Here is a 24,052-nt window from a genome sequence, read left to right as displayed (position 1 = left end):
GGGTCAGTGGAAGAGGTCTGTGACAGACGGGGCGCGACATCCAGGGGTCAGATCGCCCCCGACAGGGTCAGCGCCACGCCCAGCCCGGCGAGGATCAGCGCCAGCGTGCCGAAGCCCCAAATCGCCTGCCGGCGCCGCCGCTCGCGCACGGGCATCGAATAGGGGATCGACACGACGGGCCGCAGTTGCAGGTCGCGCTCCATCCGCTGCGCGGTGCGCATCACCGGCTGCAGCCATTCCATCGCATAGGCCAGCATCACGCCCAGACCGATCCCGGCAATGAGACCCAGCGCGGCAATCATCTTGCGGCTGCGCGAGACGGGGAATTCCGGAACCAGCGCGCGTTCGAGCAATTCGAACCGCTCGGCCTGCTGGTCGTCTTCAATCCGCGCGCTCAGCTCGGCCTCGCGGCGGCGGTCCGAAGCGGCGGTCAGCTGCGCCTGCAGCTGTTCCATCCGTCGGTTCATCGCCGTGACCTGCTGTTCGTAGACCGGGGCGCGGGTCAGGATGTCCTGAATCTCGGCGATCCGGGCGCGCATCTCGGTTTCCTGCTGTTCCAGCTGCTCGATCTCGATCTGCAGCGCCTCGACCTGTCGCTGCACGACGATCCGCGTCGAATCCACATCAAGCGAGTCGAGCTCGCTGCGGCGCGCGCTCAGATCGGCCTGCAGGTCGCGCAGGGCGCTGGTCAGGCTGCTGCGCTCGGTCCGGCGCAGCGCCACGGAATCGGCGAGGAAGGCTTCGTTTTCCGAGCGATAATCGGCGATGTCGTCTTCCAGCGACGAGATCGCCTCTTCCAGCCGCGCCTCTTCGGCTTCGAAGAAGACCAGCGCCTGCTGGGCGTTCGACTGGCGCGCGCTGACCGATTGTTCGACCAGCTGGTCGGCCAGCTCATTGGCGATCGCGGCGGCGGTTTCGGGATCGGCATCCGAGGCCGAGACGATCAGCGCCGACAGCGAACCGTCGCGCGAAAAGCCCTGTTGCGCGGCGGCGATCGAGGTGATCGAGAAGCTCTGACGCATCAGCGCGACCTGTTCGACCGGGCTGAGAGGCGCGCCGTCGAACAGGTTGTAGCGCTGGGCGAGGTCGAGAAGCGCCTCGCGCGACATCAGCCGCTGTTCGATCATCTGCACCCGGCGGGTGACATCGGGGGCGGCGGCGGTGTCGTCCTCGCTGCTGGCGACGATCACCGGGTTGATCACCTGGATCACCGCGCTGGCGGAATAGATCCGTTCGGATTGCAGCGCCATGATGATGCCGCCCAGCGCGCCGATCACCGTCAGCAGCACCATGATGCGCCAGCGGCGGCGCAGCCAGCTTGTGAATTCGTGGAAGTTCTGGATCGGTCCCATCCGGCGGCCCCCCTCTCAGTGGCGGCCGCGCGTGCGGCGCGGATCGCGGTCTTCGGACTTGTTCAGCACGACGCCCAGCAGCGGCACCTGACCTTCCAGCACGCGCTCGCATTCCAGCACGTCCTGCGCGGTCGAGCGTTTGCCGTCGGCCACCAGCAGCACCGCATCCAGCTGCGACAGCAACGCCGGGGCGACGGGATCGTTCAGAAGCGGCGGCAGGTCGTGGATCACCACGTCGGGCGCCACGCAGTCGATCATCGCGCGCAGGGCAAGGATTGCCTCGGGCATCATCATCCGCTCGGCCGCCTGAACCACAGGGGCCGAATTCAGCGCCAGCGCCAGCCCGCCGTGATCGTCGCCGCCGACGCGGCGCAGTTGTTCCTCAGGGGAAACCTGTTCGGACAGCACCGCTTCCAGCGGGCCGGGCGCGTCCAGGTCCAGAAGATCGGCAAGGCCCGGATATTCCAGATCGGAATCGATCAGCATGACGCGCATGGCGTCGAGCCGGGCGATGCTGGCCGCCAGTCCGGCAGCGACGAAGCTGCGCCCGGCGCCGCGCGAGGGAGAGGTGATGCCGATCCGGCGCAGCCCCTTGTCGTCGATCACCCGTAGGATCTGCGTGCGCAGCTGGTCCATCGCCGCCGCCGCCGCCGAACCGCGCGCGATCGACGGCGCGTGGCCGCGCGCGGCCAGCCGGTCGGGATCGTCCAGAATGACGGGGATCGTGGCCCAGGCTTCCTCGGCCTCGGTCTTGCGGTTCAGGCGGCTGGGGCCCACGCGGCGCCCGCGTCCGCGCGTGGCGCTGTCGACCCGGCCCTGCAGCATCGGCTGGTGGCCGATGGCGCGGCTTGGCGGTGTCGGCGCCTCGCCGTCCTCGGTGGCGCGCCAGCCAAGGCGCTCTTCCAGAATACGCGTGTTGACCATACCTGACCCTCTGGCGCGCGGCCGGTCGGAACCGGCGCTGCGTGCTCTCTATACCATTTCTTCGAAAAGGTGACGGGGAAGCCTGTCACAAATTGGGCAGAAGCAAGGTGATTGTTGCCGCTCGCGTCAGCCGCGGCGCTTCGTCAGCCGGCAAAGATCGCGGCCAGCCGCTCGCCGTGCAGCATCAGCATTGCCGTCAGCAGCGCGGCCGCCGCGCTGGCCATGATGACATCGTGCAGCGGGTCCCAGGCGCCGTATTTGCGCGCCAGCCGGACCTGCAGCGGGTAGCTGATCAGCGCCGTCGCCGCCATCGAGATCGGCGCGCCGGGGATGCCCAGCATCGGCACCAGCACCAGAAGCAGCACCACCAGCACCACCGCCCGCGTCGCGTTCAGCGTGAAGAAACCGCGCGAATCGCCCGAGGCCAGCGTCACCTGATCATAGGTCAGGCCCAGCATCTGCGGCAGCAGCGCCATCGAGACCAGCATCGTCACCGCGCCCGACTGCGCATAGCGCGCGTCATAGAGCAGATCGACGATATACACCCCGCCCAGCGCCAGCGGCGCCACGCCGAGGAACAGCATCACCGACAGCATGAAGCGGATGCGGCGCAGATGCAGGAAGTTCTCGTGCGATTCAGACGGCGGCGAGGAGCGGTAGATCGGGATCATCAGCCGCTGCACCAGAAGCTGTCCCAGCATCAGCGGGAACCCGGCCAGAAAGAAGCCGATATTGTAGAGGCCCAGCTCTTCCATCGACAGGAAGCGACCCAGGATCAGCTTGTCCGATTGCAGCACCAGAAAGCCCGCCATGGTCGAGAAGAAGATCCAGCGCCCGAAATGCACCAGCTCGTGCGCGGCTTCCTTTTCGATGCGCGGACGGTTCACGATCCCCGGCAGAATCACCCAGGCCAGCGTGGCGCGGGCACCCGCGTTGACCAGGTTGCCCACGACCAGCGCCCAGATCGACTGCGTCCACCATGCCAGAAGCAGCATCGCCGCGATCGAGATCACCTGCGCCGAGATTTCAAGGATCGTCACCCGGCCCAGAAGCATGTGGCGCGAGGCGGTTTCGGCCCGCGTCGGCTCCAGCGCCAGCAGCAACATGCTGATGGCGGCGACCGGGATCAGCTGCAGAAGCATCGGTTCGTCGTAGAACCACGCCATCGGCCAGGCCAGCGCGCAGGCGGCAGCGAACAGCACCACCGCGCGGATCATGTTAAGTGTCCAGGCGGTATTGAGAAAATCGGGCTCGTCACCGCGTTTCGACGACTGGATCGCGGGCTGGATACCCAGATCCGACAGCATCGTCAGACCGATCAGCAGCACCGTCACCAGGGCCATGGTCCCGAAGGCCTCGGGGAACAGCAGCCGCGCCAGGATCAGGTTCGAGCCGAAGCGGATCGCCTGCTGGAAACCGAAGCCCGCGATGGTGAACATCGACGAACGCATGATGCGTCCGGTCAGGCTGGCTTTTTCCGGTTCACTGGGCATCGCGGCGGCATGGGACACTGAAGCGTACTCCGCTGAATAGTTAAAACACCCCGCGCCGAAAAACAGGGTGGGGTCGGCACGCCGAGTGTCTGAAGGTTAATTGAGGCGCCAATATGACGCGGGCGATGCCAGGCGGTTCGCCGCGCCAATACCCTCAGGCTTTCTTGAATTCGCCTTGTTTCACCCCTAGCCCGGTTCTGACCACAGACAGGTGCCGGTGTGAAAGTAGCCTATATCCTCAATACCTACCCCTCGCCGTCGCAAAGCTTCATCCGCCGCGAGATGCGCGCGCTCGAACGGCGCGGCGTTACCGTCAAGCGCTTCGCGATGCGGCCCTTCGACGGCGACCTGCCCGACCCGTCCGACCGCGAGGAAAAGCGCGCGACGGAATACGTGCTGGCCAAGGGCATGGCGGCGATGGTGTTCGCCGTGTTCGTCATGGGGCTGCGCGGGCCCGTGCGGATCTACAAGGCGCTGTTCCTGGCGCTGCAGGCCAGCCGCAATTCCGAGGCAGGGCTTTTCAAGCATCTGATCTATTTCTTCGAAGCCGCCTATGTTGCGCGCCGCATCGAGGAACTGCGCATCGACCGGATGCACGCGCATTTCGGCACCAATTCGGCCACTGTGGCGATGCTGGTTTCGGAAATCAGTGGCAAGCCGTTCAGTTTCACCGTGCACGGCCCCGAGGAATTCGACAAACCCGCCGCCATCGCGCTGCCGCTGAAGCTGCGCAAGGCGGATTTCGCGGTCGCGATCTCGTCCTTCGGGCGCTCTCAGCTTTGCCGTCTGGTGGAATACCGGTACTGGCCGCGCATCAAGGTCGTGCATTGCGGGATCGAGCCGCATCATTACGAATCCGCGCGTCCGATGCCCTCGACCCGGCCCATTCAGCTGGTGAATATCGGCCGCTTCGTCGAACAGAAGGGCCAGCTGATCCTGATCGAGGCAATGGCGCTCGTTACCAAGCGCGGTGTCGATGCAAGGCTGGTGCTGGTGGGCGACGGGCCGATGCGCCTGCCGCTCGAACGCGCGATCGCGCGGTCGGGTCTGGGCGACCGGATCACGCTGACCGGCTGGCTGGATGAAGCCGGCGTCCGGCGCGAGATCGAGGCGTCGCACGCGCTTGCCCTGCCGTCTTTCGCCGAAGGTCTGCCCATGGTGGTGATGGAGGCCATGGTCACCGGCCGGCCCGCCATCGCCACCTGGATCGCGGGCGTGCCCGAACTGGTGCAGGACGGGCGCACCGGCTGGCTGGTCCCCGCCGGCAACCCCGAGGAACTGGCCGAGGCCATCACCCAGCTTGCCACCTGCGCCGACGACAAGCTGCGGCGCATGGGATCCACCGCGCGCGCCCGGGTGCTGATGCGTCACAATATCGATATCGAGGCCGCGAAGCTGGCCGAGCATTTCGCTCAGCGCCCGCGCACCCAGCCGTCCTGACGGGCCCAACCCAGCCTGACCGCCAGCTTGACCGCCGCGTAGACCGCGAACGCCGCCGGATCGGCCAGCGCCCGGCGCATCAGCCAGCCGGACGAGGGCGCATCCTTGCCCTCGTTCGTCATCTTGTCGGGGATCAGGCGCTCAAGCTCGGCCACGCCCTGATCCTGCCGCCGCCGCACCCGCACCAGCGTGTCGAACCCCTCGACCAGCGGCCAATCGTAGCTGGCCGGCACCTTGATCCGCTCATCGGGCGAGAAATGCACCCGCACATAGGTATCGTCCGAGATGATGTCGGGGAAGCTGTCCCACCGCGCCCGCCCGGCGCCGTTGACCGCGAACAGGCCGAAACCCGGCACGCCGTCGGCGACGAAAGGCACCTGTATCCAGAACCGCGCGAACGCCCGCGACAGCCAGCCCTGCGCGGTCACATGCGGCTGGCCCGAGGCGTAGCGCGGCCGCTCGTCATCCAGCGCCTCGGCCAGCTGCGCCAGCAGCAGCGGCGACACGACGACATCGGCATCCAGATAGACCCGTGCGGGATAGGTCGCCGCCGCGTCGCCCGCGTTCAGCGCGCCCATCTTGCCCAGCGCGGGCAGATCCAGCACGTCAAGCCGCCATCCGCGCCCAGAGAAAGCCGCCCCGCGCGCCATGGCCAGTGACACGGTCTGATCGGTACAGCCATTCGCCGCCACGATCACCTGCAGCGCCCCGGGCCCTTCGCTGGCCAGAAGCGCCGAAAGGCAGGCATGAATATACCGTTCTTCGTTATTTGCAGGGATGATGACGCTGAGGTCGGCGGTCACGGTGCGGTTGCTTCCATCAAGGCGCGCCAGCGGGACGTGTCATCGTCCAGATGCCGCAAATGTCCCCAGCTTCCCCAGATGGAGGGCTGGCCGATATCCATATACGCCACGAAGGGCGACGGCGTCAGGCGCTGCCAGCCCTCCAGCAGCACCGCATAGACAACGCCCATCGCCTCGGAATAGTTCAACGCCTCGAAGAATTCGACGAGATCCTCGTTCGAATGATCCGCGGGCGGCACCACCACATGCGTCCCGCCTTCGTACATCACCAGCGCCATGCCGTACTCCCGGGCCACCTGCGCGTGATGGGTGAGCGTGCGGTCGATCAGGTCACGCACCGAATGCTCGGCATCGCCCGAGACCGAACCGTCGGTCAGTTCCTGAGCGGCCAGCCCGATCGCCCGGTCGAAGCGATGCGCGGCGACGTAATCGTCGAAGGCGCCGCCCGAAAGCCCCTGCGCCCGCGCGGCCTCTTCCGCCCCGGCCCGGCTGTCGCGCAGCCAGTCGCGGATCATCGGGGCCTTGTCCTCGGAATGCAGCTCGGCGCTGAAATAGCCGGTGACCGCCAGCGCGTCGAAGGCTTCGTGCGGCGGGCGATGGGCCGGGTCCTCGGCCAGGTAATCGGGCGCTTCCAGCATGTCGTGTTCTAGCCCCAGCCACGCGGTGAACAGGCCCAGAACGCGGACGCGCCTGTCCTCGTCACCCGCGTAGACCCTGTCGATCACGCGCATCACCTCGGCCGCGCGCACCGCGCCGAACTGCACCCAGGCCCAGTCGCGATTCCAGCGCGCGCGGGCGTTCTGCTCGGCCCAGTCGGCCTGCGTGAAGCCCCAGTTCCAGATCTCGTTGGAAAACTCGTACCATGCGCGCAGATCGGGGTTCAGCCCGTCCTTTACCAGCTGCGCGAACTGGCGGGCATAATCGTCATCGGCCAGGTGGGGCAGGGTGAACCACGGCTCGGCCCCGGTCTGGTTGGCCAGCGCCAGCATGATCTCGACCGGCACGCCGCGCCGTGCATAGGTGTAATCGCCGGTCCGCGGACGGTCGCGCCAATGCGCCAGCGTGGAATTGTTGGTCAGCATCCAGTCCATGAAGCGCAGGATCTCCATATCGCCGATCCGCGCCAGCCAGTCGGGGTTGAAGATCTCGCCCGCCGCGTGACGCTCGAGATTGCGCTCATGCACGATCGACAGGTTGCGCAGGCTGCCCCGGTTGAACTCGATCAGCACCGAACCCTGTCCGGGCGTGAATTCGAAGGTCGCCGAATTGTCGCCGTAGCGCACGTTGCGCGCCGCGCCGGTGAAACCCAGATAGGCGGTGCCCTCCCAGGTCGCGTGCCATGTCCCGGCGGCCGAGGTCATCTCTGCGGGCAGGTCCACCAGAACGAAGGTCGACAGCCGCCGCACCGAACGCGGGAACTCGGGCACCCAGCCATCGGCATCCAGCGCGCCCGAGGCCTCCAGCGCATCCGCATCCATCCCGCCCCAGCCGCTGCCGGTATGCCCGGTCCAGCGCGCGGCACTGTGCATCACGTCGATGAAGGGCAGCTCGGTCGACCAGCCGACCACCTCGGCCAAGTTCATGCCCAGCGCACGGCGTCCGTCGCGGGCGGTGGTTTCAATCTGGGCGTGGGCCATTGCGCCCGCCGCAACCGTGATGACGAAGACCAGCGCCCGGAGCGCTGCGATAAGAGGCTTCAGGGGCATGCTGCCGGGTCTCCTGTGCTGCGCCGGATGCAATTTAGGATGGACTTTTCCTGACTTTCCAGCGTTTTCTGCCAGCGTACAGGTAGCCAAGGATTTTGTCGGCGGTATGGCGTCACTGGTCATGCTTTCGCCCGCTCCGATGATCGAATTGCCGGGCGGAGAAGTCGTCCTCGACGTGAAATTCGTCGAGGGGATGAAGCTGCATTGCCAATTGTGGCCCGGTACCGTGCGCTGCGTGATGCGTCGGGGCGCCACCCATATCGACAACCCGATGCGCTATTCGGTGGCGCAGCTTGGCTTCGAGCTGCTGGCGCTCGACCCGGATGCGCCGGTGCCCGAAACCCTGCTCGACGAGGCCGCGCTGCTGTATGTCGCGGCTGACGACATGCAGTATCTCGATCTGCCCGGCGCGATGAAGGGGCGGGTCGGCAAGCTGGTCTATACCGTCGAGGATGCGCTGTTGGGCCGTATCCGGCATGCCTGCGCCGCCACCCAATCCATCCGCCGCCGGATCGGCGCGACCTGGTGGAACCTGCGCCACGAGGGCGCGCTCAGGCGGGCGCTGCGGGCCGCCGACGGCGTGCATTTCGACGGCTACCCCGCCGAAAGCGCCTATCGCCGGATTTCCGCCCGCGCGCTGCGCTACCACGACAACCGGATGCGCGTGCCGATGACCGCCCGCCCGGGCGAGCAATCGGACCGCGCCACCCGGCTGCATCTGGGCGAGCCGCTGCAGCTGGCATGGTTCGGCCATGTCGAGCCGATGTCTGGCGCCGCCGACCTGTTGCAGGTGGCATTTCTGCTGCGCCAGCGCGGCGTCGATTTCCGGCTCGAGATGTTCGGCACCGGCCCCCTGACCCCGCGCATCCATGACGGCATCGCCGCGCTGGGGCTGAGTGATGTGATGACGCTGCAGGAACCCGGCCCCTTCGACCCGGTGCTGGTGCCTCACCTGCGCAAGCGGGCCGATCTGTTCATCGCCCCGCGCCGCCTGTCGTCGCCGCAGAGCTTCTATATCGAGGCGCTGGGCTGCGGCCTGCCGATCGTGGGTTATGCCAACCGCACGTGGAAACGGATGCACGCGGAATCGCGGGCGGGCTGGGTCTGCCGCCCCGCGCGCCCCGGCGCGCTGGCCGCGCGCATCGCCCGGCTGGACCGCGACCGCGTGCAGATCATCGAAGCCAGCCGCCGCGCCGTCGATTTCGCCCGCGCCAATTCCTTCGAGCATGTCTTCTCGCGCCGGATGACCGATCTGCGCGATATCGCCGGTCTGGACTGAGCGCGGCTTGCCGCAGGCCGGGCCGGGCGCTAGCGTGATCGCCATGAGCACCGCGTTTTTCACCGATCCCGCCTGCCTGACCCATGTCACCCCCGACGGCCATCCCGAGCGCGTGGCGCGGCTGAACGTCGTGCTCGACGCGCTGGCACCGCTGGAGCTTGACCGCCGCGACAGCCAGCCCGCGCCCGAGGCAGAGCTGCTGCGCTGTCATCCGCAGGATTACGTCGACCGGATCCGGCAGGCGATCCCTGCAAGCGGGCAGGAACAGCTCGACGCCGATACCTGGCTGTCGCCGGGCAGCTGGGACGCGGCTCTGGGCGGGTTGGGCGCGCTGCTGGCCGCGCTCGATACCGTGCTGGCGGGCGAGGCACGGAACGCCTTCGCCGCGATCCGCCCGCCCGGCCACCATGCCGAAACCGCTACGCCGATGGGGTTCTGCCTGTTCGGCAACGTCGCCATCGCCGCGAAGCGCGCGCTTGACCATCACGGGCTGGAGCGCGTCGCGGTACTGGATTTCGATGTCCATCACGGCAACGGGACGCAGGACCTTCTGCAATCGGATCCCCGCGCGCTGTTCGTGTCGTCGCACCAGTTTCCGCTCTGGCCTGGCACCGGCCGGGCCGAGGAAACCGGCCCCCACGGCACGATCCTGAACCTGCCCCTGCCGCCCGGAACGCAGGGCGCAGAGTTCCGCGACGCCTGGGACAGCGTCGTCTTCCCCCGGCTTGACGATTTCCGCCCCGAACTGATCCTCGTCTCGGCCGGGTTCGACGCCCATGTCGACGACCCGCTCGCCCAGTTGGCCCTGACCGAAGAGGATTTCGTCTGGATCACCCGGCGGATCTGCGAGACCGCCGACCGCCATTGCGCGGGCCGGGTGGTCAGCGTCCTGGAAGGCGGATATAACCTCGACGCGCTCGCCGCCTCGGCGCTGGCGCATGTCCGGGTACTGATGGAGCAAGGCGCATGAAAGACGTGGCCGAGATGTCGTTCGAAGAGGCTCTGCGCGAGCTTGAGCAGGTCGTCGGACAGCTTGAAAGCGGCAATGTCGATCTGGAGAAATCCATCGCCTTCTACGAACGCGGCGCGCTTCTGAAAAAGCATTGCGAAAGCAAGCTGGCGCAGGCGCAGGCGCGGATCGAGCAGATCACGCTGGCGGAAAACGGCCAGCCCGACGGCACCGCCCCCTTCGACGCGAAATGAGCTTTCCCGACGATCTGAGCGCCGCCGCCATCGCCGTGGCGGGCCGTCTTGCCACCGCGCTGGACGCGCTGCCGCCCAGCCGCGTGCGCGACGCCATGGGCCATGCCCTGCATGGCGGCAAGTGCCTGCGCGGTTATCTGGTGCTGGAAAGCTGTGCGCTGCACGATGTCGACCGCGCGCGGGCCCTGTCCGCCGCCGCCGCGATCGAGGCGATGCATGCCTATTCGCTGGTCCATGACGACCTGCCGGCAATGGATGACGACGCCATGCGCCGGGGTCGCCCGACCGTGCATATCGCCTATGACGAGGCGACCGCGATCCTTGCTGGCGACGCGCTGCAGACGCTGGCTTTCGAGCTGTGCGCGCAGACCGGCGATGCCGCGCTGACCGGTGCGCTGGCCCGCGCCGCCGGGGCGCAGGGCATGGTGCTGGGACAGGCGCTGGATATCGAGGCCGAAACCGCGCCCGAGCCGCTGACGCTGGATCAGATCGTCCACCTGCAGCAGGGCAAGACCGGCGCGCTGTTCGGCTGGTCCTGCACCGCCGGGCCGATGCTGGCAGGCGCCGATACCGCGCCGCTTTCTGCCTATGCCGAGGCGCTGGGCCTTGCCTTTCAGATCGCCGACGACATCCTTGATACCGAGGGCGACGCCGCGACCGCCGGCAAGCGCCTGCAGAAGGATGCCGAGGCGGGCAAGGCCACCTTCGTCTCGCTTCTGGGCCTTCAGGCCGCCAAGCACCGCGCCGCCGGGCTGATTTCACAGGCCTGTGACGCGCTGTCACCCTACGGTGCGCGGGCGGATTCCTTGCGGCAGGCGGCCCGTTTCGTTATCAGCCGCGACAGATAAGTTCCGGAGCGTACATGACCAGCCGACCCGCCACTCCGCTCCTCGACACCGTGCACAGTCCCGCCGACCTGAAACGGCTGAGCGATTCCCAGCTCAGACAGGTCGCGGACGAGCTGCGGGCCGAGACGATCAGCGCCGTCAGCGAAACCGGCGGGCATCTGGGCGCGGGGCTGGGCGTGGTGGAACTGACCGTGGCGATCCACGCGATCTTCGACACGCCGCGCGACCGGCTGATCTGGGACGTGTCGCACCAATCCTATCCGCACAAGATCCTCACCGGGCGCCGCGACCGCATCCGCACGCTGCGGCAGAAGGACGGGCTGTCGGGCTTCACCAAGCGCACCGAAAGCCCCTATGACCCGTTCGGCGCCGCGCATAGCTCGACCTCGATCTCGGCGGCTCTGGGCTTCAAGGTCGCGCATGATCTGGGCGGCACGCCCGACCCGGCGCTGGGTGACGCCATCGCTGTGATCGGCGACGGCTCGATGTCGGCGGGCATGGCGTTCGAGGCGATGAACAATGCGGGCCATATGGGCAAGCGGCTGTTCGTCATTCTCAACGACAACGAAATGTCCATTGCGCCGCCCACCGGCGCGCTGTCGTCCTATCTGTCGCGGCTCTATGCCGAGAAGCCGCTGCAGGACCTGAAAGCCGTCGCCAAGGGCGCGCTGGGATTCTTCCCGCCGCCCTTCCAGGACGCCGCGCACCGCGCCAAGGACATGCTCAAGCACATGACCGTCGGCGGCACGATGTTCGAAGAGCTGGGCTTCAACTATGTCGGCCCGGTCGACGGCCACGACATGGACAGCCTGTTGGCCGTGCTGCGCACCGTGCATGACCGCGCCTCGGGGCCGACGCTGATCCATGTGCTGACCAAGAAGGGCAAGGGCTATCGCCCGGCCGAGCTGGCCGACGACAAGGGCCACGCCACCGCCAAGTTCGACGTCATCAGCGGCAAGCAGCACAAGGCGCCCTCGAACGCGCCGAGCTACACCAAGGTCTTCGCGCAGTCGCTCATCAAGGAGGCGCAAGCGGATACCAAGGTCGTGGCGATCACCGCCGCCATGCCCTCGGGTACCGGGCTGGACCTGTTCGCCGAGCATTTCCCCGAACGCTGCTTTGACGTGGGCATCGCCGAACAGCATGGCGTGACCTTCTGCGCGGGCCTTGCCGCGGGCGGAATGAAACCCTTCTGCACGATTTATTCGACCTTCCTGCAACGCGGCTACGATCAGGTCGTCCACGATGTCGCGCTGCAGAACCTGCCCGTGCGCTTTGCCATCGACCGCGCCGGACTGGTGGGGGCGGACGGCGCCACCCATGCCGGCAGCTTCGACGTGGCCTATCTGGCCAACCTGCCCAATTTCGTGGTCATGGCCGCCGCCGACGAGGCCGAGCTGGTCCACATGGTCGCCACCGCCACCGCGCATGACACCGGCCCCATCGCCTTCCGCTTTCCGCGCGGCGAGGGCGAGGGCGTCGAGATGCCCGAACGCGGCGTACCGCTGGAAATCGGCAAGGGCCGCATGATCCGCGAGGGCAAGCGCGTCGCCATCCTGTCCTTCGGCACCCGCCTGTCCGAGGTGATGAAGGCGACAGAGGCGCTGTCGGCGCGCGGCATCGAACCCAGTGTCGCCGATGCCCGCTTCGCCAAGCCGCTCGACCGCGATCTGATCCTGAAGCTGGCGCAGGATCACGAGGCGCTGATCACCATCGAGGAAGGCGCCGTCGGCGGTTTCGGCAGCCATGTCGCCCAGCTTCTGGCCGAAGAGGGCGTGTTCGACAAAGGGCTCAAATACCGTTCGATGGTGCTGCCCGACATCTTCATCGATCAGGCCTCGCCCGCGCAGATGTACGAAGCGGCGGGCCTGACGGCGGCGGATATCGAAGCGAAGGTGCTCGACGTGCTGGGGGTTGTCCGGATCGGCGCGAAGCGGGCGTAACCTCCAGAACGCAAGCGGCCGCGCCCGAAGATGCGGCCGTCCTTCTATCCGATGCCCTGATCTCAGAACCGGAAACCCACGCGCAGCGTCGCGGTGTCGATCTGGGCACCCAGCCCGCTGGTCTGGTCCAGATAGACCTCGCGGCGGGCCAGTTCGAGGCCCACGGACATCCGTTCGGTCATCATCATCTCGGCGCCCAGCCCCCAGACATAGCCGGTTTCGGCGTCCGGTGTCCCGCCCATGCCATACGCCATCGTCAATTCCGACCGCGCGGCGCCGACGAAGCCATAGGCCATGATCCGCCCGAAATCGTATCCTGCGCGGGCGCGCAGTTCGACCGAGTCGCCCTGATGGACATAGGGCAGCCAATAGGTCGTGCCGAAATGGACATAGCTCAGCTCGCCGCCGAACACGAAGCCGCCGCGCTGCCAGTTATAGCCCACGAAGCCGCCAAAGCCCGTCGTGTCGTCGAAATCCGCGATCATACGACTGTTCAGCGCCGAGCCCGCGACTGCGGAATAGCTCAGACCGGCATAGAAACCGGCCCAGTCACGCTCTGCGCTGATCGGAGCGGCGAGCGAGACGGGCTCGGATACCGTCACCGGGCCCGAAGCCAGCGCCGACCCGGCGCAGAGCGTCAGCGCCGAGGCGGAAACAGTCAGGGAAAGAAGGAACGTGCGGGACATCGTACGCAGGCCTCATGGCTAAAACGTTGTTTACCCTGCTCTTTGAGGCTTCAACAAAGGCGACAAAAAGGCGCGATCCGGGTGCTTTTCGGCTGCTGTCACGATTTTCCGATGCGCCCCTGCCGCCGCCGGCCCGGCACAGAAGAAAGCCGCCCTCCCGGCAGGGAAGGCGGCGTTCCGGATGGCGCTGTTCGCCGAAGGCTCAGAACTGATAGCCCAGCCGCAGGCTGAGGGTGTCGATCTCGGCCTCGACCGCGATCCGGTCGTTGCCCACGCGCCGCCGGGCATATTCCAGGCCGACGAAGACATTGTTGCCCAGATGCGCCTGCACGCCCAGCCCCAGGCTGTAGCCTTCAAGCCGGGGATAGGCGATGACGCCGGTAAATTCCGAGCGCGACGCCCCGGCAAAGCCATAGACCAGCACGTTGTCAAAGGCATAGCCGGCGCGGATTCGCAGATCCAGCGCGTTGTCCTGAGTGTTCAGGAAGCCGGGCAGCCGCGCTTCGAAGTCGCTATAGGCCAGCTCGGTGCCGAACACGAAGCCGCCGCGCTGCCAGTTGTAGCCCAGGAAGATCCCGAGAGCGGTTTCATCCGTGAAGTCGCTCACCGCGTTGACGATATCGACCTGCGTGGCGACCCCCGAATAGCTCAGGCCGCCATAGGCCCCGGCCCATGAGAATGCCGGCGCCGGGGCGGCGATGACCGCCGGGGCCCGGGTTTCCGCCACCGGCCCCGAGGCCAGCGCCGGACCGGCTGCCAGCGCAAGCGTGGCCGAGGTCAGGGCAAGAAGGGTTTTGCGGGCAATCGTCGTCATGTCACTCGTTCCGTTTCTTAGACCCCGCGCTTTGAACGGCCCGGGGTGGCAGGAAGATGGCGTGAACCCGGCTTCTTTCGGTTGCCAACGCAATTCGGTCGCCCGTGCATCGCGGCCGCCGTTGACCCGGCATCATCCTGCACAGCGCTGCGTCAGGTTTTCCCAGACCCCTTGCCGAACAGCGCTTTCACCGCCATCTTGGCGCATGGAACCCTATTTCCCCTCAGCCTCGTGTCATAGGCCCGCCGCAAGCCTGCGGCAGGGAGGGGACACTTATAAGAAACGAGATGATGCATGAAACCGACCCGCTCTTTGCCGATCCAGACGGCGCCCGATGCCGAGCCGCAATCCTTTACCGACGCGCAAGAGGCCGTGGCGCATCTGCGGATGCTCTATGACCGCGCGACCGATTTTCTGGCCGACCAGTTCCGCGAGGCCGTGTCCGATGGCCTGCCCAAGGCCCGTTCGCGCGCCTATTACCCGGAAATCCGCCTGACCACGACGACCTTCGACCTGCCCGACAGCCGGCTTGCCTTTGGCTACGTGCCCGAACCCGGCACCTATGCCACCAGCGTGACGCGGCCCGACCTGTTCCGCCATTACCTTGAACAGCAGATCGACCTTTTGCTGAAAAACCACGGCCAGCCGGTGGTGATCGGCTATTCCGACACGCCGATCCCTCTGCATTTCGCGATGGCCGGGCGTGACGATGTGGCGATGGCGGGCGAGCTGGCCTTTACCCTGCGCGACGTGTTCGATGTGCCGGACCTGTCGATTACCAATGACGACATCGTCAATGGCGAAGGCGTGCGCAATGCCGACGGCTCGATCCCGCTCGCGCCCTTCACCGCGCAGCGCGTGGATTACTCGCTGGCCCGGCTTGCGCATTACACCGCGACCGATCCCGAGCATTTCCAGAACCACGTCCTGTTCACCAATTACCAGTTCTACGTGGACGAATTCGAAGCCTATGCCCGGTTGCAACTGGCCGATCCCGAGAGCGGCTACACTGCCTTCGTCTCGCCGGGCAACCACGTGATCGACAGCGAAGACGGCGTGATCCCGATGCTGACGCGCCTGCCGCAGATGCCGACCTATCACCTCAAGCGCAAGGACGGGCAGGGCGTGACGCTGGTCAATATCGGCGTCGGCCCGTCCAACGCCAAGACCGCAACCGACCATATCGCCGTGCTGCGCCCCCATGCCTGGCTGATGGTGGGCCATTGCGCGGGGCTGCGGAACTCGCAGAGCCTCGGCGATTTCGTGCTGGCTCATGCGTATCTGCGCGAGGACAAGGTGCTGGACGAGGATCTGCCGATCTGGGTGCCGATCCCCGCTCTGGCCGAGATCCAGATCGCCCTGCAGGAAGCGGTGGCCGAGATGACCCAGCTCAAGGATTACGAACTGAAGCGCATCATGCGCACCGGCACCGTCGCCACCGTCGATAACCGCAACTGGGAACTGCGCGACCAGTCCGGTCCCGTGCAGCGCCTCAGCCAGTCGCGGGCCATCGCGCTGGACATGGAAAGCGCCACCATCGCCGCCAACGGCTTCCGCTTCCGCGTGCCCTATGGAACGCTGCTTTGCGTGTCCGACAAGCCGCTTCATGGCGAGCTGAAACTGCCCGGCATGGCCTCGGCTTTCTACAAGACACAGGTTGCGCGCCACCTGCTGATCGGTGTACGCGCGATGGAACGTCTGCGTGAGATGCCTCTGGATCGCATCCATTCCCGCAAACTGCGCAGCTTCGAGGAAACGGCTTTCCTGTAGGGCCGGATTTCCAAGCGAAACACCGTGTTTTCGGTGTAATTTCGCCTGTACCAGTGCCTTTGCGATTGCCTGACCCGCGCGCAGAAGATAGACGCGCTGCACCACATAGCGGGGCCTCAGAATCCCGCCACCGTCGCTTGACACACGGAGAGCAAGAGAATGACCACCAAGCCGATGACCAAGACCCAGCTCGTCGCGACCCTCGCCGAACAGATGGGCGCCGACAAGAAGACCGCCGCCGCCGCGCTGGATACCCTGGCTTCGATCGTCGCCAGCGAAGTCGCCGCCGGTGGCGCCGTCACCCTGCCGGGCATCGGCAAGGTCGCCTGCCGCGCCCGCCCCGAGCGCGAAGTGCGCAACCCCGCCACCGGCGAGACGCTGACCAAGCCCGCCGACCGCGCGGTGAAAGTCACCGTCGCCAAGGCGCTGAAGGATGCCGTGGCCTGATCGCAGGATCACCGGACCGCTTGCAAAGGCCGCCCCACCGGGCGGCCTTTTCGCGTTGCAGGGCCCACCGCTGCCGGCAGGCCGGTTTCGGCGGGCATGAGGGCCGGACGGACCCGGAGAGACGCCCGTCCGGCCGAGATCGCCCAAGGCCCGGGAGCAAGGCCCGGCGTCTCTGTTTGTCCTGAGCGGTGACTTGCGCGGATGGCACCGGTTTCGCCGCCCTGGACAGCCGGGCAACCTGTCCCGGGGCCGGATGTTCCTGCAGCGGCGCCCCGTTTCGCGGCTCCGCTGGCAATGTCCCGTCCGGCCGGACAGGAACAATCCTTGGCCTGCCGGGTTCCCCAGACGTCCGGAACCCGAGGAAAAGGCACGATGGCACCACGCGCGAACTGGAAGGGGACGTTGTCCATCGGCGAAGTCAGTTGCGCCGTGGCGCTCTACACTGCCGCGTCGACCACGGGGCGGATCGCCTTTCACACGATCAACCGGAAGACGGGCAACCGCGTGCGGCGCGACTATGTCGATGCCGAGACCGGCAAGACGGTCGACCGCGACGCACAGGTCAAGGGCTACGGGACGGGCGACGATGACTATATCGTCTTCCAGCCCGAGGAAATCGCCGAGGCCGTGCCCGACAGCGACAAGGTTCTGAAAGTCGAGGCTTTTCTTGCCTGCGACGATATCGACCCGACCTATTTCGACAAGCCTTATTACCTGGCTCCCGCCGATGACGCCGCGCATGAGGCCTTTGCACTGATCCGCGAGGGGATGCGCGCAACCGACACCGCCGCGCTGGCGCGCACCGTTCTGTTCCGGCGTCTGCGCACCGTCCTTATCCGGGCGCAGGATGACGGGCTGATCGCGCGCACGCTCAATTTCGATTACGAGGTGCGCTCGGCCGAGGAAGCCTTCGAGGACATTCCCGACCGCAAGATCGGTGGCGAGATGCTGGATCTCGCGCAGCATATCATCGAGACGAAGGCAGGCGATTTCGACCCCGCTGCCTTCGATGATCGCTACGAGGCCGCGCTGGCCGATCTGGTCAAGGCGCGCGCCGAAGGGCGCGAACCCGACCGCCCGGAACCGCGGAAAGACGAGAGTGTCGTCGATCTGATGGAGGCCCTGCGCCAGAGCGCGGGCCAGAAAGCGCGCAAGGCAAAGCCGAAAGCCAAGACCGCCGCCGGGCGCAAGAAAAGCGCGCCGTCGAAGCGCAAGGCGGGGTAGGGAGGGCAATCCATGGGTCTCGACCGCTACCGCGAATTGCGCGATTTCGGGGAGACGCCCGAACCCAAGGGGCGTGTGTCGCGCAAGCGGGGGCGGTCCTTCGTTGTCCAGAAACACGCCGCGCGCCGGCTGCATTACGATTTCCGGCTGGAAATGGACGGGGTGTTGCGCAGCTGGGCGGTGACGCGGGGGCCGAGCCTCGATCCCGGGCAGCGGCGGCTGGCGGTCCATGTCGAGGATCACCCGCTGGATTACGGCAGCTTCGAGGGCACGATTCCCAAGCGCGCTTACGGCGCCGGGACGGTCATGCTGTGGGATCGCGGCAGCTGGGAGCCGATCGGCGACGCCGCAAAGGGATACGCCAAGGGGCATCTGGAGTTCCTCCTGTCGGGCGAGAAACTGACAGGCCGCTGGCATCTGGTCCGGATGCAGGGAAAGAAGGGCGAGAAGCGCGAGAACTGGCTTCTGATCAAGGCCCGCGACGAGGCTGCTCAAGACGAGGGCGATATCCTGAAGGACGCCCCGCTTTCGGTGGAAAGCGGCCGCGAGATGGCAGCGATTGCGCGCGGCGATAAGCCGGATGACAAGGAAGACGAGGCCGCCGGAAAAGCCGGGCAGGGGCGCGACGACAGGCCCGGCCTGACAATCCCCAAGTCTGCCAGGGCCGAGAGCCTGCCCGATTTCCTTCCGCCGATGCTGGCCACGCTGTCCGCCAAGGCTCCGTCCGGACGGGACTGGCTGCACGAGATCAAGTTCGACGGCTACCGCCTTCAGGCGCGGATCGGGAACGGAAAGGCGCAACTGCTGACGCGCAGCGGGCAGGACTGGACCGACCGTTTCGGGCCGGCGCTTGCCAAGGCGCTGGGGGACTTGCCGGTTGCGCAGGCCGTGCTTGACGGCGAGGTTGTGGTGGAAACCGGCGCGGGCGCGTCGGACTTCTCGGCGCTGCAGGCCGACCTGTCCGAAGGGCGCAGCGACCGGTTCATTTACTATGCCTTCGACTTGCTGCATCTCGACGGGCGCAACCTGCGCCCGCTGCGGCTGGAAGACCGCAAGGCCCTTCTGGAACCCTTGTTGGCCGAAGCGGCGCCAAACCTGCGCTACAGTGCGCATTTCGACGAAAGCGGCGCGATGGTGCTGCGCCATGCCTGCCGGCTCAGTCTGGAAGGCGTGGTCTCGAAGAAGCGGGGCGCGCCCTACACCGCGAAACGCTCGAAAAGCTGGCTGAAATCGAAATGCTCGGCGCGGCAGGAATTCGTGATCGGCGGGTACAAACCCTCGTCGGTCTCGCGGGGGGCCATCGGATCTCTGGTGCTCGGTGTGTTCGAGGGGGGCAAGCTGCGCCATGTCGGACGGGTGGGCACCGGGTTCTCGGCGGCCATGGCCCGGGATCTGTACAAGCGTCTGGCGCCGCTCGAGCGCGCGGACAGCCCTTTCGAGGCGGCGCTGAACGCCACCCAGAAGCGCGATGTGGTCTTCGTGAAGCCCGATCTTGTGGCCGAAGTCGAATTCCGCGCCTGGACCGGGGACGGACAACTGCGCCACGCCGCGTTTCGCGGACTGCGCGAGGACAAGCCCGCGACGGACGTCGTGGCCGAAGCCGCGCCTGAGACCGCGCCCAAAGCACCGAGCCGGGCGCCGATGCCGCGCGTGCGCCTGACCCATCCCGACCGGGTTTACTGGCCCGACGCCGGGATCACCAAAGAGGGGCTGGCCGAGTATCACGCGCAGGTCTGGCCCCGCATCGCGCCTTTCGTGGTGAACCGTCCGCTGGCGCTGCTGCGCTGCCCGACCGGGATCGGCGGTCAGACGTTCTTTCAGAAACATCCGTGGAAAGGGATGGGGTCCGAGATCGACGCGCCGACGGACAAGAAGGATGGCGAGCCGGCCATCGCGATCGGCAATCTGGCCGGGCTGGTCCGGCTGGTGCAGGGTGCCGCGCTGGAAATCCACCCGTGGGGCGCCTCGCTGGACGACTGGGAGCGGCCGGACATGCTGATCATGGATCTGGACCCGGGCCAAGGCGTCGACTGGCCGCGTATCGTCACCGCCGCGCGCGATCTGCGCGAACGGCTGGGCGAGGCCGGGCTGGAAGCCTTCGTCAAGACGTCGGGGGGCAAGGGGCTGCACGTCGTGGCCCCGCTCAAACCCCATGCGACATGGCCCGAGGTCAAATCCTTTACCAAGGCGATGGCGCAGGCGATGGCCTCGGATCAGCCGGGGGATTACGTGGCGACGGTATCCAAGGCCAAGCGCAAGGGTCGGATCCTGATCGATTACCTGCGCAACCAGCGCGGCGCCACGGCTGTTGCCGCCTATTCCCCCCGCGCGCGTCCGGGTGCGCCCGTTTCGACCCCGGTATCCTGGGACGAACTGGACGAGATCGGGCCCGCGCTGTTCACGGTCGAAACCCTTCCGGCGCGGCTCGATGCGCTGACACAGGATCCGTGGGAGGATTTTCACGCTGCCGCCCTGCCGCTGAAAACCGGCAAGACAGTGGCCAGCGCGGGGGGATCGCGCAAGAGGCGTTGATCAGTCCTATCCCTTGCCGGCTTTCTCGTCCTTCAGGCTGCGCTTCAGCGCGTCCATGATATTGACCACGTTGTCCGCCTGCGGCGCCGGTCTGGCCGAGGGTTTCGCCCGACGCTTGCGCCCCTTCTGCCGGGCCGCGATCATGTCCTGCAGTCGTTCCTGCACGGGGTCGGTGACCATGTCGGGCGTCCAGTCGCGGGTGCGTTCTTGTATCAGCGACTTCATCAGCTTGAGCGGCTTCGCGCCGGGCTTTCCGCTTTCGATGCCGTCGAAGTAGGGCGTCTGGTCGCGCACCTCGTCGCCGTAGCGCAGTGTCCACAACACGATCCCCTTGCCACGCGGACGCAGCATGACCGCGCGCTCACGGCGGTAGAGGACAAGCCGGGCAATGCCCACCGTGCTGGTCCCGGCCATGGCGGCGCGGATCACCGAGAACGCCTCTTCGCCCACCTTGTCCGCGGGTACGAGGAAATGCGGCCGGTCGTACCAGATCCAGCCGATAGACGCGGCGGGAACGAAGGTCTCGATATCGATGGTACGCGTGCTTTCCAGCGCGACGCTCTCCAGGTCCTCGTCTTCCAGCAGGACGAAGTCGTCCTCGCCCATCGGATAGCCGCGCGCCTCGTCCGCCTCGCGCACGGGTTTTCCCGTCTTCTCGTCGACATAGCGCGAGACGACGCGGTTGCCGGTGGCTTCGTTCAGGGTGTGAAAGCGCAGCTTCTCGGATTGGGTCACGGCCGGTTGCAACGTCACCGGGCAGGTGACGAGCGAAAGTTTGAGATAGCCTTTCCAGAAGCTGTTGCGCGCCATGCGGTCCCCCTTGGCAGACAGGAAGAACCCCGGCCGTCCGCGATTGTTCCCGCGCAGGGTCCCGAGGCGCATGTCGGCGCCGGGGTTCTCAGACGCTGCCCGACAGGCCCAGTGCCACGAGCCCGCCTGCGATGAGCGCAAGCAGGGCCACGATCACCGCGACCCGCCCCCGGTGTCGTCGCGGACGAGGCGGGGGCGGCGGCGGGGCCTCGGTTTCGGCCAGAGCGGCGGGCGGGGGCGTGCCCGCCGCTTCGTCATCGGTGCCCAGCGGCGCGGCGGCGGGATCTTCGCCTGCCACCTTGTCGCGCATGACCCCTTGGTCGATGGCGCGCCGCAATTGCGCGGCCACCGCGGGGCCGGGGTCCCGGTGCGATGGTGGCGCGACGCTTTTCCCGTCTTGCGGTGGCGCGCGCCTGGTATCCGGCTGTTTGGTCATCTGTTTCTCCTTTCCGCCCGTTCCGGCCTGGGGTGACGCGCGCCACCGCGCCCCGGATCAGATCATCGGGCGCCCGCCGGTCACGGCGATCGTCGCGCCCGAGACGTAGCTCGACGCGGGTTCGGCCAGCATGACATAGGCGCTGGCCAGTTCGGCAGGTTGCGCGGGTCGCTTCATCGGGCTGTTCTCGCCAAAATGCGCCACTTTCTCGGGCGACAGGCTGCCGGGGATCAGCGGGGTCCAGACCGGACCGGGCGCCACGCAGTTCACGCGGATCCCCCGCTCGGCCAGCATCTGCGCCAGACCGGCGGTGAAATTCTGGATCGCCCCCTTGGTGGTGGCGTAAGCCAGAAGTGTGGGGTTCGGATCGTCGGAATTGATCGAGGCCGTGTTGATGATCGCGCTTCCCGGCGGCATGTGGGGCACCGCCGCTTTCGCCAGATAGAACATGGCGTCGATATTCACCGCGAAAGTGCGGCGCCATTCTTCGTCGGGAATGTCCTCGAGCGCGCCGAAGGTCTGTTGATGCGCCGCGTTGTTCACCAGGATGTCGATATGGCCGAATTCCCGCAGCGTCTGGGCCACGATGTCGCGGCAGGTGCCGGGATCGGCAATGTCGCCCGGCAGCGTGACGCACCGCCGGCCGGTGGCCTCGATCATGTCGCGGGTATCAAGCGCCTCAGGCATCTCGTTGAGATAGCTCAGCGCGATATCGGCCCCTTCGCGGGCATAGGCGATGGCAACGGCCCGCCCGATTCCGCTGTCGCCCCCGGTAATCAGCGCGACCGAGCCGTCCAGCCTGCCATGCCCGATCCAGCTTTCCTCGCCATGGTCGGGGCGCGGGTTCATCGACATGAAGCTGCCGGGCAATTCCTGGTCCTGCCGGGGAAAGGGCGGCGTCGGGTAAGACGGCAGAGCGCGGGCGCGGGGCGGCGGGGTGCGCATCGTCTTCTCGGTGTCGTCGGGGCCAGCCATATCCATCCTCCGTGTCACATGGGGCGTCGGAGGCCATTCAACCGGCGATCCACCGGGATGTTCCCGTTGATCTGCCTGCTCGCCCAAGGCTCCGGCCCGGGTTGCGGCAACCGAACCCGTTGAAGGCGGCGGCGAATGATGCGACTGGGCCACACGGTCGCCATGCTTTAGGGTATCCGGTAACGCGCACGCTGACCCGCGATGCCCTGCATTGTCGTCCGGATGGCCACCCGGCCTGCATTGTTTATAACGAGGAGGCCGTGCAGATGGTCGATCCCAAGCACACCGCCCCGACACCGCAGACGGATAACGTCGAAAAGACGCTGTCCAAGCTGCTGAAACAGGTCAAATCAGAGCCGGTGTCGCGCGAACTGGCCGATCTGGCGCTGCAGCTGAAACTGGCGGTCGAGGCCCGCAACCGCGACCCGCATTAGGGGGTCTCAGTAATTCGCCGGCGGATCGCTTGCGGGGAAGGATTCATCGCTTTCCTCGTCCGTGGGCGTCCAGTGCCGCGGCGGATTGCTCATCTGCTTGCGCCCCGCAACGCGCACTTCGGGCGTGTCGCGGCCGGTTTCGGCTTCGTCGCCGATGCGCCCGGGCTGTTTGGTCGTTGCTCCCATGGGATCATTCGGATCCTCGGTCACGCGGCCGGCCGGGTCGATGCGCGATTGCCGCTCGTCGATGACGCCGGGTTCCGGGTGCCGCATCGCGTCGAGCCGGGTGTCGACGACGGGCTGGGCCGGCGATTGCGCAGGCGGCGGGACCGTCGCGGCGGGTTCGGGCTGTGCGCTGCCGCGGTGACGCGCGGAAACGTCCCCTCGCAGGCCCAGGGACAGGCCCAGCGAAAGGCCAAGGCCGAGCATCACGAAGCCCATCGCCACCCAGAGGGCGGGCAGGCTGTGTTCCCATCCCGGGCGCAGGGCGGCAGGAAGAAGGACGTAATCGACAACGCCCGCCAGCGCCGCCGTGCCGAACCCGGCGATCCAGCCCCGCGCAGTGCCAGTCCTGCCGCGCGACAGAAGCCCGGCGCCGAGCGTGGCGACGGACGCCCAGAAGAAGCAGGCGGCGGCGTTGATGGCCGCTCCCAGCCCGGTACGGGCGGCGTCGAACCCGCCCGCAAGCGCGGCTTCGGGTCCTTGGATGATGTGGGTCGTGGCGTTGATCGGCGCCCAGGCGGGCTGCCCCACGAGAACAGCGAAGAGCGGCAGCGAGACCAGCACAAGGCACGCGGCCAGCAGTCCGGCGGCCAGCCAGACGGCCAGAAAGGACGTGCGCGTGGGCGAATGCGGAGACGAGGTCATCGGGAAAACTCCTGCTGCAAGGGGTGGGCCAGCGCAAGAACCGGTTTCCCGCGCGATTGTTCCCGG

At 67.0% G+C, this 24,052-nt stretch carries 22 protein-coding genes; 11 read left to right on the top strand and 11 right to left on the bottom strand.

The window, feature by feature from the left end:
• Positions 1–47: 47 nt before the first annotated feature.
• The 3 genes from C4N9_RS01695 to C4N9_RS01685 form a co-directional block, all read right to left on the bottom strand.
• A complete protein-coding gene (locus C4N9_RS01695; protein ID WP_109531548.1) occupies positions 48–1,352 on the bottom strand; it encodes a GumC family protein in 1,305 nt (434 codons plus the stop codon).
• Positions 1,353–1,367: 15 nt separating this feature from the next.
• Positions 1,368–2,276, bottom strand: coding sequence for a CpsD/CapB family tyrosine-protein kinase (locus C4N9_RS01690; RefSeq protein ID WP_109531547.1), 909 nt, complete (start codon positions 2,274–2,276; stop codon positions 1,368–1,370).
• 143 nt (positions 2,277–2,419) lie between these two features.
• Positions 2,420–3,787 (bottom strand): oligosaccharide flippase family protein, encoded by a 1,368-nt coding sequence (locus tag C4N9_RS01685; RefSeq protein WP_146195105.1) that lies wholly within the window; start codon positions 3,785–3,787, stop codon positions 2,420–2,422.
• Between the two features lie 201 nt (positions 3,788–3,988).
• Here C4N9_RS01685 and C4N9_RS01680 point away from each other — a divergent pair, with 201 nt between their 5' ends.
• Positions 3,989–5,209: a glycosyltransferase gene (locus C4N9_RS01680; protein ID WP_109531545.1), complete on the top strand. Its 1,221-nt coding sequence runs from the start codon at positions 3,989–3,991 to the stop codon at positions 5,207–5,209.
• On the opposite strand, the gene C4N9_RS01675 is transcribed toward C4N9_RS01680, so the two are convergent.
• Both C4N9_RS01675 and C4N9_RS01670 read right to left on the bottom strand, forming a co-directional pair.
• Positions 5,182–6,012, bottom strand: a complete 831-nt coding sequence (locus tag C4N9_RS01675; RefSeq protein ID WP_245902419.1) for a glycosyltransferase family 2 protein — start codon at positions 6,010–6,012, stop codon at positions 5,182–5,184. The genes C4N9_RS01680 and C4N9_RS01675 overlap by 28 nt on opposite strands.
• Positions 6,009–7,718 (bottom strand): hypothetical protein, encoded by a 1,710-nt coding sequence (locus C4N9_RS01670; protein WP_109531544.1) that lies wholly within the window; start codon positions 7,716–7,718, stop codon positions 6,009–6,011. Before C4N9_RS01670 ends, C4N9_RS01675 begins: the two co-directional genes overlap by 4 nt.
• Before the next feature lie 106 nt (positions 7,719–7,824).
• Here C4N9_RS01670 and C4N9_RS01665 point away from each other — a divergent pair, with 106 nt between their 5' ends.
• From C4N9_RS01665 to dxs, 5 genes are read left to right on the top strand one after another with little or no spacing between them, the layout of a single operon-like run.
• Positions 7,825–8,997 (top strand): glycosyltransferase, encoded by a 1,173-nt coding sequence (locus C4N9_RS01665; RefSeq protein WP_109531543.1) that lies wholly within the window; start codon positions 7,825–7,827, stop codon positions 8,995–8,997.
• 43 nt (positions 8,998–9,040) lie between these two features.
• Positions 9,041–9,967 carry a histone deacetylase family protein gene (locus C4N9_RS01660; RefSeq protein ID WP_109531748.1) on the top strand — a complete coding sequence of 309 codons (927 nt, stop codon included), beginning with the start codon at positions 9,041–9,043 and terminating at the stop codon, positions 9,965–9,967.
• Positions 9,964–10,200, top strand: coding sequence for an exodeoxyribonuclease VII small subunit (locus C4N9_RS01655; protein WP_109531542.1), 237 nt, complete (start codon positions 9,964–9,966; stop codon positions 10,198–10,200). Before C4N9_RS01660 ends, C4N9_RS01655 begins: the two co-directional genes overlap by 4 nt.
• Positions 10,197–11,048: a polyprenyl synthetase family protein gene (locus C4N9_RS01650; RefSeq protein ID WP_109531541.1), complete on the top strand. Its 852-nt coding sequence runs from the start codon at positions 10,197–10,199 to the stop codon at positions 11,046–11,048. The genes C4N9_RS01655 and C4N9_RS01650 overlap by 4 nt, the downstream gene beginning before the upstream one ends.
• Positions 11,049–11,062: 14 nt before the next feature.
• Positions 11,063–12,991 (top strand): 1-deoxy-D-xylulose-5-phosphate synthase, encoded by a 1,929-nt coding sequence (gene dxs / locus C4N9_RS01645; RefSeq protein ID WP_109531540.1) that lies wholly within the window; start codon positions 11,063–11,065, stop codon positions 12,989–12,991.
• Between the two features lie 62 nt (positions 12,992–13,053).
• Here dxs and C4N9_RS01640 read toward each other — a convergent pair whose 3' ends face one another.
• Both C4N9_RS01640 and C4N9_RS01635 read right to left on the bottom strand, forming a co-directional pair.
• Positions 13,054–13,677 (bottom strand): outer membrane protein, encoded by a 624-nt coding sequence (locus C4N9_RS01640; RefSeq protein WP_109531539.1) that lies wholly within the window; start codon positions 13,675–13,677, stop codon positions 13,054–13,056.
• Between the two features lie 202 nt (positions 13,678–13,879).
• Positions 13,880–14,491: an outer membrane protein gene (locus C4N9_RS01635; RefSeq protein WP_109531538.1), complete on the bottom strand. Its 612-nt coding sequence runs from the start codon at positions 14,489–14,491 to the stop codon at positions 13,880–13,882.
• 294 nt (positions 14,492–14,785) lie between these two features.
• On the opposite strand from C4N9_RS01635, the gene C4N9_RS01630 reads away from it, so the two are divergent.
• From C4N9_RS01630 to ligD, 4 genes are all read left to right on the top strand, one after another.
• Positions 14,786–16,261: an AMP nucleosidase gene (locus tag C4N9_RS01630; protein ID WP_109531537.1), complete on the top strand. Its 1,476-nt coding sequence runs from the start codon at positions 14,786–14,788 to the stop codon at positions 16,259–16,261.
• A 159-nt stretch (positions 16,262–16,420) separates the two neighbouring features.
• Positions 16,421–16,708 (top strand): HU family DNA-binding protein, encoded by a 288-nt coding sequence (locus C4N9_RS01625; protein ID WP_109531536.1) that lies wholly within the window; start codon positions 16,421–16,423, stop codon positions 16,706–16,708.
• A 372-nt stretch (positions 16,709–17,080) separates the two neighbouring features.
• On the top strand, positions 17,081–17,932 hold the full coding sequence (ku, locus tag C4N9_RS01620; protein ID WP_109531535.1) for a non-homologous end joining protein Ku: 852 nt from the start codon (positions 17,081–17,083) through the stop codon (positions 17,930–17,932).
• A gap of 12 nt (positions 17,933–17,944) precedes the next feature.
• On the top strand, positions 17,945–20,464 hold the full coding sequence (gene ligD / locus C4N9_RS01615) for a DNA ligase D (protein WP_109531534.1): 2,520 nt from the start codon (positions 17,945–17,947) through the stop codon (positions 20,462–20,464).
• Between the two features lie 6 nt (positions 20,465–20,470).
• Here ligD and ku (C4N9_RS01610) read toward each other — a convergent pair whose 3' ends face one another.
• The 3 genes from ku (C4N9_RS01610) to C4N9_RS01600 form a co-directional block, all read right to left on the bottom strand.
• On the bottom strand, positions 20,471–21,274 hold the full coding sequence (gene ku / locus C4N9_RS01610) for a non-homologous end joining protein Ku (protein WP_109531533.1): 804 nt from the start codon (positions 21,272–21,274) through the stop codon (positions 20,471–20,473).
• Positions 21,275–21,362: 88 nt separating this feature from the next.
• Entirely contained in the window at positions 21,363–21,710 is a 348-nt protein-coding gene (locus C4N9_RS22050; protein WP_210403962.1) for a hypothetical protein, read from the bottom strand.
• Positions 21,711–21,767: 57 nt separating this feature from the next.
• The gene (locus tag C4N9_RS01600) at positions 21,768–22,625 is read right to left on the bottom strand and encodes an SDR family oxidoreductase (protein WP_109531746.1); all 858 of its coding nucleotides are present in this window, start codon (positions 22,623–22,625) and stop codon (positions 21,768–21,770) included.
• Between the two features lie 326 nt (positions 22,626–22,951).
• On the opposite strand from C4N9_RS01600, the gene C4N9_RS21760 reads away from it, so the two are divergent.
• The gene (locus C4N9_RS21760) at positions 22,952–23,119 is read left to right on the top strand and encodes a hypothetical protein (RefSeq protein ID WP_168192086.1); all 168 of its coding nucleotides are present in this window, start codon (positions 22,952–22,954) and stop codon (positions 23,117–23,119) included.
• A 6-nt stretch (positions 23,120–23,125) separates the two neighbouring features.
• Here C4N9_RS21760 and C4N9_RS22210 read toward each other — a convergent pair whose 3' ends face one another.
• Positions 23,126–23,986, bottom strand: coding sequence for a hypothetical protein (locus C4N9_RS22210; protein ID WP_245902418.1), 861 nt, complete (start codon positions 23,984–23,986; stop codon positions 23,126–23,128).
• Between the last annotated feature and the right edge of the window lie 66 nt (positions 23,987–24,052).

The sequence above is a fragment of the Pararhodobacter marinus genome (assembly GCF_003122215.1).
GTDB classification, from domain to species: Bacteria; Pseudomonadota; Alphaproteobacteria; order Rhodobacterales; family Rhodobacteraceae; genus Pararhodobacter; species Pararhodobacter marinus.
The sequence above is the reverse complement of the archived record's forward strand: the minus strand, read 5'-3'. Positions and strand labels throughout refer to the sequence as shown.